This is a genomic window from Vallitalea maricola, assembly GCF_036985595.1.
Lineage (GTDB): Bacteria > Bacillota > Clostridia > Lachnospirales > Vallitaleaceae > Vallitalea > Vallitalea maricola.
The window spans coordinates 1-12,266 of sequence record NZ_BTPU01000024.1 but is presented as its reverse complement, the minus strand read 5'-3'; the positions used below and the strand labels follow the sequence as shown (position 1 = coordinate 12,266).

Genomic DNA, 12,266 nt, shown 5'->3' with positions numbered 1-12,266 from the left:
CCTTGAGTATTCTAAGTAAGAAGAAAAAGTGTTTTGTGATACTATTAACGGTTACTTAAAGCAAAAGAGTATATGTATATGTGGAGTAGTGAGGCAGGACGCCGAACCCAGCATTTAATCTGACAGTCCTAGTAGGGCTGTCAGAAATAATGATGGACTCGATGTCCATTATTATTTGTTGGCTCAGGACGAGCAAGTAGCTGGCGTAACATATACATATACTATTTTGCAATAACCAAGGCAGAACAAAATACTTTTTCTGACTTACTTGTACTAACCATATATTTTATAATGTTAAAAAAGCATTTAAGATATACGCCCCTCTTAAATGCTCTAATTTAATTACTAAATATTAATGTCTAAAATGTCTCATTCCAGTAAACACCATAGCAATACCATATTTATCACAAGCCTCTATAGATAATTTATCCCTTATAGAACCACCTGGTTGTATAATACAAGTAATTCCCGCTTTTGCAGCTTCTTCAACACAGTCTGGGAATGGGAAATAAGCATCTGATGCAAGGCTTGCACCTTTTAACGAATCAGCTCCTAGATGCTCTGCAGCGTGTCTAATAGCTTGCTTACAAGCCCATATACGATTAACCTGTCCAGGTCCAACACCAAGAGACATCTTATCTTTTCCTATAGCAATACCATTAGATTTTGCAAACTTAACAACTTTCCAAGCGAATTTCAAATCTTCCATTTGTTCTTTGGATGGTTTAGCTTTTGTTAAAACTTCAAGATCATTAGGTAATAACTCATTATCTATTGTTTGAATAAGTAATCCACCACTTACTTTTTTAAGATCATATGCTGTATCAGGTTGTTTTTGTAATATATTCTCTAATGTAAGTACTCTGATATTCTTTTTCTTAGTGAGCTCCTCTATTGCTTCTTCACTATAACTTGGTGCAACTACAATCTCAACAAATATCTTATTGATTTCCTCTGCAGTATCTTTATCAATTTCTCTATTAGCTACAATTATTCCACCATATATAGAAACTGGATCAGTTTTATAAGCTTTCAGATATGCATCACAAATATTATCTGCACTACCTACTCCACATGGATTAGCATGCTTACAAGCTACAACTGTAGGTTCATCAAATTCTTTTAATAATTCAAGTGCTCCATTAGTATCGTTTATGTTGTTAAAAGATAATGCTTTACCATGTAACTGTTTAGCGTTAGTAAGACATCCTTTTGTATTCCCTACTTCTCTATAGAAAGCAGCTTTTTGATGTGGATTTTCACCATATCTCATATCTTGCACTTTCTCGAATGTCATACTAATTGTTTCTGGATAATCATTAGCATTTCTTTGCTTTCTCATATAATTAGCTATTAAAGTATCATAGTGTGATGTATGCTCAAACACCTTAGAACATAAATAAAATTTTGTTTCATATGATACTTCGCCTTTCTCTTCAACTTCTTTTAATACTGTATCATAATCCTCTGGGTCTACTACTACAGCAACATCTTGGAAATTCTTAGCTGCTGAACGAAGCATCGTTGGACCACCTATATCAATGTTTTCAATAGCTTCTTCTCTGGTTACTCCATCTTTTAAGATTGTTTGTTTAAATGGATAAAGATTAACTACTACTAAATCTATAGGAGTAACATTTAATTCTTCTAATTGTTTCATATGTTCTTCGTTACTTCTCATTGCAAGCAATCCAGCGTGAATATTAGGATGAAGTGTCTTAACTCTTCCATCTAGGCACTCTGGAAATCCTGTAACTTCTGAAATACCGATTACTTTTACACCATTCTCGATAAGTTTCTTAGCAGTTCCACCAGTTGAAATAATCTCAACTCCAAGCTCTACTAACTTCTTAGCAAATTCTACTATACCCGCTTTATCTGAAACACTGATTAACGCTCTTTTCATATTTCTAATCTCCTTTTTATTTTATATTTTATGGAAGGCAAGTCTTAATATTTACCATGAAAAGTTCTATTAATAACCTCTTCCTGTTGTTCTCTGCTTAATCTATTAAAATTAACTGCATATCCTGATACCCTTATAGTCAGGTTAGGATATTTTTCTGGATGTTCCATAGCATCTATCAACTTTTCTCTATCCAATACGTTGACATTTATATGATGTCCAGTTTGATAGAAATAACCATCTAAAATGCTGACAAGATTTTTTACTTGTTCATCATCACTCTTCCCTAAAGTCTTAGGCTGAATAGAGAAAGTACATGATATTCCGTCTAAACAGCTATCATAAGGAATCTTTGCCACAGAGTTAAGTGATGCCAATGCTCCTTTGTGGTCACGATTGTGCATAGGATTAGCTCCTGGTGCAAAAGGTTGTCCCTTCTTTCTACCATCAGGTGTAGAACCTGTTTTCTTACCATAGACAACATTAGATGTTATGGTTAGAATAGATAATGAAGGAGTCGAATTTCTGTAAGTCTTATGCTTCTTTAATTCATCAATAAAACCTGTTGTTAAATCACTTGCGATTCTATCTACCCTGTCATCATCATTACCGTATTTCGGATAATCACCTATGATGTTAAAATCTATAATCAATCCAACTTCATTACGTATTGGAATAACTTTTGCATATTTAATAGCACTAAGGGAATCTGCCATTACTGAAAGTCCTGCCATACCAAAAGCCATAGTACGTTCAACCTCAGTATCGTGTAGAGCCATTTGAAGCTTCTCATAAGCGTATTTATCGTGCATATAATGTATTACATTCATAGTATTCACATACAACTTACATAACCATTGCTGGTACTTTTTGAAGCGTTCAAGTACATCTTTATAAACAAGAACTTCTCCCTCCAATGGTTGCATTTCTGGTCCTACCTGAATACCTTTTATTTCATCCTTGCCGCCATTCAATGCCATTAATAATACTTTTGGCATATTACATCTTGCTCCAAAGAACTGCATTTGTTTTCCTATTTTCATAGCTGATACACAACATGCTATACCATAATCATCTCCATATAGAGAACGCATCAAATCGTCATTTTCATATTGTATGGAATCTGTGTCAATTGATACTTTTGCACAGAATTTCTTGAAATCAGCTGGTAATTCTTTTGACCATAAAATTGTTATATTAGGTTCTGGTGCTGAACCTAAAGTATATAAAGTATTAATGAATCTATATGAACTCTTAGTAACTAATGTTCTTCCATCTTCACCCATACCACCTATTGCTTCTGTAATCCACATTGGGTCCCCTGCAAAAAGTTCATTATATTCAGGAGTCCTTAGTTGTCTTGCCATACGTAATTTTAACACTAAATCATCAATTAATTCTTGTGCTCTGGCTTCTGTGATTAGTCCACTTGCTATATCTCTTTCAATATAAATATCTATAAATGTACTGATACGACCTAGCGACATAGCTGCACCATTTTGTTCTTTTATAGCTCCTAGGTATACATAATATATCCATTGTATCGCTTCTCTTGCATTTTCAGCTGGAAGTGAGATATCATCTCCATATAATTTCGCCATTTCTTTCAACTTATCCAAGAAATCTATTTGTCTATATAATTCTTCAAGCAACTTAATATTTTCATCTGACATTATTTCATTGCTATATTTTTTCTTATCTAATTGTTTCTCCTGTATTAGATGATCTATACCATAGAGAGCAACTCTACGATAGTCTCCTATTATTCTACCTCTGCCATATGCATCAGGTAACCCTGTAATAACACCTGTCTTTCTTACTAATTTCATTTCATCTGAGTAAACACGATAAACACCGTCATTATGGGTTGTTCTATATTTGAATTCTTCCTCGACTTTTTCGTCAACTTCATATCCATATGCCTGACAAGCATTTCTAGTCATACGAATTCCACCAAAAGGATTGATTGATCTTTTCAATGGTTTATCAGTTTGTAAACCTTTTATGATTTCTTTATCTTTGTCAATATAACCTGGTTCAAAAGTCAACAAGGATGATACCGTTCTTGTATCAATATCAAGAACGCCTCTATCAAGTTCTTCTTTTTTCAATTCTTTGAAGTGTTCATTAAGTTCATTAGTCCTCTTAGTAGGTCCTTGTAAAAAACTATTATCCCCTTCATAAGGATTATAATTCTTTTGTATAAAATCTCTTACATTAATTTCTTGTTTCCATATTCCTTCTTTAAAATTATGCCATTGTTTCATTTTATCTATCCTCTCTATTAATTAATAAGACATGAAAAGCAAAAAGCTTATCACTAAGATAATAAAAGACCGCCTGAGCACATAGACTCTATAACGGTCTATTGCCCAGGCGGTCGGCATAATTATAATTCTGTACTCCCTGTGGGTACTCCCACTTCCGCCAGTCATACAGAAGATATATTTAATTTTATAATAATATGTATTTTAACACAAATAGTACTGAAAGTACATACATAATTGGATGAACTTTTTTACCCTTGTTCACACATAAGTTAATAATTGTATATGAAACTACTCCAAACACGATACCTTCTGAAATACTATATGTCAAAGGCATAACAAGAATTGTTAAGAAAGCTGGAATAGATTCTGTTAAATCACTGAAATCTACTTTAGCAATTGATTCTATCATATAGAATCCAACAATTATTAATGCTGGTGCAGTTGCAAATGCTGGAACAGAAAGTAAAATTGGTGAGAAGAATAATGCAAGTGCAAAAAATACTGCAGTTGTTAAAGATGTCAATCCAGTTCTACCACCATCAGCTACTCCTGATGCACTTTCAACATAAGTTGTTGTTGTTGAAGTACCTAAACATGCTCCTGCTACTGTAGCAACTGAGTCTGCAAATAATGCATGTTTGATCTTTGGTAATTTACCATCTTTGTCAAGGTATCCAGCTTTACTAGAAACACCTATCAAAGTTCCTAATGTATCGAATAAGTCAACAAATAGGAATGAGAAAACAACAACCCAGAAGTTAGCTAAAGCTAATGCACTAAAATCAAATTTGAAGGCGATTGGTGCTATACTAGGAGGTGCTGAGAAAACATCCGTTGGAATTACACTGAATACTGGATTAAAAATTCCAATAGCTTGTGCTATCATTCCAAGTATCCAAGTAATCAAAATACCTAATAATATTGATCCTTTAACTTTTAATACAACTAATATTGCAGTGACTAAAACACCAATAATAGCAAGTATTACTGCACCTGAAGTCATATCACCAAGTGTAACCAATGTTGCAGGGTCAGTAACTACTATACCTGCGTTTTGTAATCCTATAAAAGCGATAAATAAACCGATACCTGCACTAACTGCATATTTAAGGTTCATTGGTATAGCATTGAATAATGCCTCTCTGACATTAACAAATGTTAAAACTATGAAAATGATACCTTCTACAAATACTGCTGTTAGAGCTACTTGCCAACTGTATCCCATCTTAAGAACTACAGTAAAAGCAAAGAATGCGTTAAGTCCCATACCTGGAGCAAGTGCAAATGGATAATTAGCTACTAAAGCCATTATCAAAGTACCAATAATTGCAGCTAATGCTGTTGCAGTAAATATTGCACCTTTATCCATACCAGTAGGTATGAATCCATCAGCTGTTTGTAATCCAGATAATATACTTGGATTAACGATTAATATGTATGCCATTGTCATGAAAGTAGTAATACCAGCAAATATTTCAGTCTTTACATTGGTATTGTTTTGTCTAAGTTTAAAGAATCTTTCCATCTTTAACCCTCCATCCGATATTCTATTACAAACCTTATTTTATCAGAGAAAATTTTCCATGTCAATATAAATCCGAATGTTTTTTGTTATTTCAGGATAAATATTCGGTTTTTTTGTAGGTTGGAAAGTTATTTTCTTACTATATGTCTATTTTAGTAGATTAGAGGGATAATTAGTGGATGTGGTTATGTGAGGGATAATTTATTCAAAAACCTCAGTACTATCTTTTTTCAAATCCATATTTATCACATTTTATAACCAACTGACTAACTAGTTAGTCTAATGTTTATTTAAGTTTTGTCTTTCAATACTGTATAGCAGTATGTTTTTTTATCCCAAAGAAGTACACAATATTTGAAATGTACATATAAATACTATATAATACATTTGTACTATCAAGCAAACTAAAGAGAGGATGAAGTTCAATGAACAATACTCTACCCTACGATGAGTATTCACCCAAATCAATTGAGAGTTATGCCAAACAAATAGAAGGTTTAACATTCAGAGAAATTTTGACTGATGCACATGAAGAATATAAAGGTAAAGGAGGATTAGGGCAAATAATAGAAAAGTATCACTTTATGTATGAATTAAACAGTGATAAAGAACCTGACTTTAATAATGCAGGGGTTGAACTAAAAGTAACACCATATAAAAGAATTAAAAAAACAAAAAAAAATCCAATACCTTATTCAGCTAAGGAAAGACTTGTTATGAATGTAATAAATTTTGAAGAAATAGTTAACGAAAGTTTTTCCACCAGTTCTTTTCTACATAAAAACAGCTTATTGCTACTGTTATTTTACCTTCACGATTATGATAAAGCAGATAGATTGGATTTTATAATAAAATATGCTCAGCTATTCCAGTATCCAAAAGAAGATTTTCAAATTATTGAACAAGACTGGAATAAGATTGTTAATAAAATTCGTGAAGGAAAAGCACACGAACTATCTGAAGGAGATACAATGTATCTAGGCGCCTGTACGAAAGGCAGTCGAAAAGAGGATAACTACAGAAAGCAACCATACTCGGATACTAAAGCTCAACAAAGAGCTTTCTCACTTAAAAACTCGTATATGACTCACATTCTAAGAAATTATATCCTCGAAAAAAAGCAAACTTATGAACCTATAATAAAGGACTCGAGTATATTAGAACATCAAACTTTAGAAACATATGTAGAAAACAAGATTTCTAAGTATTATGGAAGAGATATTGAATCACTTTGTTCAGAATTTAACGTATCTTTACATGCAAAAGATAAAACCTCCAAAGTTGCCTTAAAAATCCTTGGTGTAAATTCAAATTCAGCCGAAGAGTTTAATAAAGCTAATATTGAAATTAAAACAATTAGAATTGAATCAAACGGAATTATTAAACAACATATGTCCTTTCCAGCATTTGAATTTAAATCCTTAATTAATGAAACTTGGGAAAATTCAAACTTTAGATGTAAGCTTAATGAAACTAAATTCTTTTTTATAATATATAGATTTGATAATACTCAGAAATTAATCCTTGAAAAAACTATGTTTTGGAATATGCCCGTAAATATTATTGAAACCGAAGTAAGACAAGTTTGGCTTAAGACAATAGAAACCATTAAAAATGGAGTTATTTTAACTAAACGAAAAACCAAAGTTTTTAATAACTTGCCCTCAGCCTCTGACAATAATGTTTGTCATGTAAGACCACATGCTAGTAAAGCTTCATATGAACCGTTTAATAAAAATGCAGATGAATTACCTGATGGAAGATGGATGACCAAGCAATGTTTTTGGTTAAATAATAATTTTATTCTAAACCAGATAAATAAAACTGGATTAACTAAGTAATCACAATCAATGTTTTATTTAGTTATATTAAAAAGAAGGGGATATAATGGACTATATAACTCATTCATTTAGATATGGATTGGAAATATTTGAAACACAACCTAAATTCAACAATTTATGGAAAGAAATAACTAATACATTAGATAATATTACTGATGATGATATCATTAACTATTTTCAAACCCAAAAAAGAAAAGCGAAAAGTATCTCTGAGGCATTAAATTCTCTAATTGAAAAAGAATTAATTGCTTTACATTGGAAGAATCAAAGTCCTATTTTCAACGATACTAAATACCAAAAGAACAGATGGAAACTAGATTTTGCTAAAGATAATATCTCTATAGAAGTAGCCTTTAATCATGGAGAAGCTATTGCTTGGAATTTAATAAAACCTATATTAGCTAGTGAACTAAATCATGTAGAAAAAGCTATTCAAACGAAGGCTGGTATAATTATTTGCGCAACAGAATCAATGAAAAAAGCTGGAGGATTTGATAGTGCAACAGGAACATATGAAAAATTTCTGCGTTACCTAATTCCGTTAAATAATCTACTTACTGTCCCTATGGTAATTATTGGACTTGGACCACCAAAAAAATTTGAAATTAAACATCAAAAAAAAGGTAATAAAAAAATAGGGATTATTAAAAAGCTTAATTAACACCAAAATTCGGCGAGATTAGAATAGGGGTCACCTTTGACCTCTATTCCTCATAATCCACAATCTTATTAAGTTTCTTACCCATAAGTTCAACTAAATTAACAACTAAGGCGTTTCCCATACAGAAGTATCTAAATCTCTCTGACATCCCTGTATCAGTCCAATTATCAGGAAATCCATTTAATCTTTCACATTCTAATGGTGTTAATTTCCTCATTTTACCTGTGTGTGGGTCGTTAACTATATGAGTACTCCTATTTTTTGAAGCTTCACTTGTTAACATTGTTCTCGAAGGTTTATCAATTGGGTCAGGAAAAGCAATTTTCCCTTCTGAGAAAATATACTTGTGACCAGTTTTACTAACTCTCTCAATCCTTTTAGCACCTTTCATATATTTCCAATCACCTAGTTCACCGTTTAAATAATATATACTATCAACATTACCTTCCAAAATATTTTTTAACAGTCCATATTTACCATTATAATCAGCCTGTACAGATTCTGTATATATATATCCATTTATCATAACTCCAGAATTCATAAACTTGAAACTGAATTGATTAGACACCTCGATTATATTTTTATAATCTAATCTACATTGATTAGATAATCCATCTTCATCACTAATAGGAAATTGACTATAGAAAAAGCCCTTACTATGTATACATTCTCTAAAATTTAGATTCTTATAATCATTATAGTATTTGGTATCATTTCTAAATGCAAATATAAATACTCTTCTTCTTCTTTGTGGCAAACCGTATTCAGCAGCATTAATAACTCTCCATTCTACACCGTAACCTAGTTCTTTTAAGCAAGAGAGCATTATTCCAAAATCTCTACCTCTCTGACTTGAAGGGGATTTTAATAGTCTGTCTACATTTTCTAGAAGAACGAAAGCTGGATTTTTAGCTTTAAGAATTTCAAATATATTCCACCATAACACACCTTTTTTCCCTTGAATACCTTTAGCTCCAGTAGAAGCTACACTATAATCTTGACAAGGAAATCCTCCAACAAGAAGATTATGATCTGGAATACTCTTTTTATCTATTTCATTAATATCTACATTAACATGACGTTCACTTTCTCCAAAATGGTGTACATAACATTTATATGCGTCTTGAGCCTTTCTAAGTGGCTCCCACTGATTTGCCCAAACAAAATCCCATTCTCTGGATGACTTCTCAAGTCCTACTCTAAATCCTCCAACTCCTGCGAAAAGCTCAACAACTGTTTTTCTCATATCTTTTCCTCCAAGCACTATTGTTTCATTCTTTTTTCTATTTCAGAATTTATTAATTCCACAGCTTTATCAGAGAAGCTTTTTCCTAGTCCATATTCTGCTATATCTTCCTTGACTTTATCCGTGATATATATCTTAGCGCCTTTTCTTTTTTTATTGGCTTCCAGTGGAGTCCTGCCAGCACCTTTTCTTACTCCTCCCCAACCACTATTATTTGACATATTTTCACCCTTTCTATATTTATAATAACATAGTATATTTGATTTTTCAACCTTTTTATTCAAATGTATGTTCTGTTTATTTCTTTTCTTTATTAGTTATATTAAATATAATTTTACACATATTATATATAGGACTATAGAAATATAAGAAGGTGATGATTTGGTTGATACTGTTTCTAAAAAAAAGAGAAGTGAAATAATGTCAAAAATCAGGGGTAAAGATACAAAACCTGAACTAATGGTTCGTCAGTATTTATATCATAATGGCTTTAGGTATCGAAAACATTACAGGAAAATACCAGGTAGTCCTGATGTATATCTTTCTAAATATAATACTGCTATTTTTATTAATGGATGTTTTTGGCATGGACATGAAAATTGTAAATACTATAAAACTCCAAAAAGCAATACTTCGTTTTGGCTTGACAAAATTAACAAAAATAAGGCTAGAGATATTAAGAATAAAAATGATCTACAAAATATGGGAATACAAGTTATAATTATATGGGAATGTGAGCTAAAACGCGATTTTAATAAAACAATGCAATCAGTGGTTGAAGCTCTGTATAAAAATATACAATAGCTGTTACAAATATCTATATTATATTTTGTATACAAGCCGTATTTATTAACTTTGTATCATATAATAACTCAAATTATAGATTAACTCTATTATAATTACATTTCTTGCAGATTCATTTCAGAACTTATACTCAAATGACTATAAAAAATCAACCCCTAATATTATATTAATAGGAGTTGATTTGTCTGTTTGTTAGTTTATCTTTAATAAATGTTTTATTTGCTGAATTATCCTATAATCACTGAAAAGCAGTGTTTATAACATTCGCTTCTATTCCCACTCAATAGTAGCCGGTGGCTTACTAGTAATATCATAAACAATTCTATTAACATTATCCACTTCATTAACAATACGAACAGACATTTTTTCAAGTACATCGTAAGGTATTCTAGCCCAGTCAGCAGTCATTCCGTCTATACTAGTTACCCCTCTTAGAGCTATAGTATAATGATATGTTCTTTCATCACCCATTACTCCAACACTTTTTGAGTTAGTAAGAACTGCAAAATACTGCCATATCTCTTTATCAAGACCAGCGTTTCTCACTTCTTCTCTAAAGATATAATCTGCATCTTGTAATATTGCAATTTTGTCTTTAGTGATATCTCCTATGATTCTTATAGCAAGTCCTGGACCTGGGAATGGCTGACGGCTTACTAAGAATTCAGGTATACCTATTGCACGTCCTACATCTCTAACTTCATCTTTGAATAGATCTCTTAGAGGCTCAATAATCTCTTTGAAATCAACATAGTCAGGAAGTCCTCCAACATTATGGTGACTCTTGATTACTGCTGCGTTCTTAGTTCCGCTTTCAATAACATCTGGATAGATTGTTCCTTGAACTAAGAAATCAACAGTTCCAATTTTTTTAGCTTCAGCTTCAAAAACTCTGATGAATTCTTCACCGATAATCTTACGTTTTCTCTCTGGATCACTTATACCTTCTAATGCTGATATAAACTGTTCTCCAGCATTGACACGAATAATGTTCATGTCAAATTCTTTCTTGAATATTCGTTCTACATCGTCACCCTCATTCTTACGAAGAAGTCCATGGTCAACAAATATACAAGTCAATTGTTTTCCTACTGCTTTATGGATAAGTAATGCAGCTACAGATGAGTCAACACCACCTGAAAGCGCACACAAAACTTTTTTATCGCCTATTTTTTCTTTTAATAATCTAATTTGCTCTTTAGCGAAATCAGTCATTACCCAATCGCCCTTACAGCCACATACATTATATAGGAAGTTTCTTAACATCTTAGTTCCTTCTGGTGTATGAACTACTTCTGGATGAAATTGAACAGCATATAATTTTTTCTCTACATCTGCCATAGCTGCAACTGGACATGTTTTTGTAGTCGCAATAACTTCAAAACCTACTGGTGGTTTACTTATATAATAAGTATGACTCATCCAGCATGTTGTATTTTCTTCTACATCTTTAAACATAAGATTATTAGTATTGACTGTTAAATCTGTTTTACCATATTCTCTATGCTGTGCTTTTTCAACTTCTCCACCGAGAACATATCCCATTAATTGAGAACCATAACAGATTCCAAGAACAGGAATACCAAGTTCAAATAGTTCTTTTTCCAACATAGGTGCGTTTTCTTCATAGACAACGCTTGGTCCACCTGTGAATATAATACCAACAGGATTTTTCTCCTTTATTTTACTAAGTGGAGTATCAAAAGGCATAACTTCACAATAAACGCTAGCTTCTCTAACACGTCTAGCAATCAATTGTTTGTACTGTCCACCAAAATCCAAAACAATGACTAATTCATGCTTCATAGATTATATCCTCCTAAAGATTGTTATTTATTTATGTTATTTATAGTAATGTAATGAGTTAATAAATGAATATACTTATTGTTACAGTCACAAATTAACTATTATAATCTATCAATTAATATTAAAATAATACCTTAGACATATATATACTGTCAACTCATTTTATTTATTTATTCAACTTTTATGGTTAGTGTAAAATTAAAGTAG

At 31.9% G+C, this 12,266-nt stretch carries 9 protein-coding genes and 1 riboswitch; of the genes, 3 read left to right on the top strand and 6 right to left on the bottom strand.

Translation table 11 applies throughout. The annotated features are described in order from the left end of the window. Nucleotides 1-352: 352 nt before the first annotated feature. The 3 genes from purH to AACQ14_RS07900 form a co-directional block, all read right to left on the bottom strand. Nucleotides 353-1,906: a bifunctional phosphoribosylaminoimidazolecarboxamide formyltransferase/IMP cyclohydrolase gene (purH, locus tag AACQ14_RS07910; protein WP_339363039.1), complete on the bottom strand. Its 1,554-nt coding sequence runs from the start codon at nt 1,904-1,906 to the stop codon at nt 353-355. A gap of 44 nt (nt 1,907-1,950) precedes the next feature. Next, nucleotides 1,951-4,173, bottom strand: a complete 2,223-nt coding sequence (gene pflB / locus AACQ14_RS07905; RefSeq protein WP_339363038.1) for a formate C-acetyltransferase — start codon at nt 4,171-4,173, stop codon at nt 1,951-1,953. Between the two features lie 96 nt (nt 4,174-4,269). Further along, nucleotides 4,270-4,351, bottom strand: a riboswitch (ZMP/ZTP riboswitch). A 9-nt stretch (nt 4,352-4,360) separates the two neighbouring features. Beyond that, the gene (locus AACQ14_RS07900; RefSeq protein WP_339363037.1) at nt 4,361-5,701 is read right to left on the bottom strand and encodes an NCS2 family permease; all 1,341 of its coding nucleotides are present in this window, start codon (nt 5,699-5,701) and stop codon (nt 4,361-4,363) included. 425 nt (nt 5,702-6,126) lie between these two features. On the opposite strand from AACQ14_RS07900, the gene AACQ14_RS07895 reads away from it, so the two are divergent. Both AACQ14_RS07895 and AACQ14_RS07890 read left to right on the top strand, forming a co-directional pair. Continuing rightward, nucleotides 6,127-7,542, top strand: coding sequence for a Sau3AI family type II restriction endonuclease (locus AACQ14_RS07895; RefSeq protein ID WP_339363036.1), 1,416 nt, complete (start codon nt 6,127-6,129; stop codon nt 7,540-7,542). A 46-nt stretch (nt 7,543-7,588) separates the two neighbouring features. Beyond that, complete coding sequence (locus AACQ14_RS07890; protein ID WP_339363035.1) at nt 7,589-8,203, top strand: BglII/BstYI family type II restriction endonuclease; 615 nt, start codon at nt 7,589-7,591, stop codon at nt 8,201-8,203. A gap of 43 nt (nt 8,204-8,246) precedes the next feature. Here the strand turns inward: AACQ14_RS07890 and dcm are convergent, their stop codons facing one another. Continuing rightward, nucleotides 8,247-9,449, bottom strand: a complete 1,203-nt coding sequence (gene dcm, locus AACQ14_RS07885) for a DNA (cytosine-5-)-methyltransferase (RefSeq protein ID WP_339363034.1) — start codon at nt 9,447-9,449, stop codon at nt 8,247-8,249. A gap of 17 nt (nt 9,450-9,466) precedes the next feature. Then, nucleotides 9,467-9,670: a hypothetical protein gene (locus AACQ14_RS07880; protein ID WP_113674617.1), complete on the bottom strand. Its 204-nt coding sequence runs from the start codon at nt 9,668-9,670 to the stop codon at nt 9,467-9,469. Nucleotides 9,671-9,830: 160 nt separating this feature from the next. On the opposite strand from AACQ14_RS07880, the gene AACQ14_RS07875 reads away from it, so the two are divergent. Then, on the top strand, nt 9,831-10,253 hold the full coding sequence (locus AACQ14_RS07875) for a very short patch repair endonuclease (protein ID WP_339363033.1): 423 nt from the start codon (nt 9,831-9,833) through the stop codon (nt 10,251-10,253). 270 nt (nt 10,254-10,523) lie between these two features. Here AACQ14_RS07875 and guaA read toward each other — a convergent pair whose 3' ends face one another. Beyond that, the gene (guaA, locus tag AACQ14_RS07870; RefSeq protein WP_339363032.1) at nt 10,524-12,059 is read right to left on the bottom strand and encodes a glutamine-hydrolyzing GMP synthase; all 1,536 of its coding nucleotides are present in this window, start codon (nt 12,057-12,059) and stop codon (nt 10,524-10,526) included. Nucleotides 12,060-12,266: the final 207 nt, after the last annotated feature.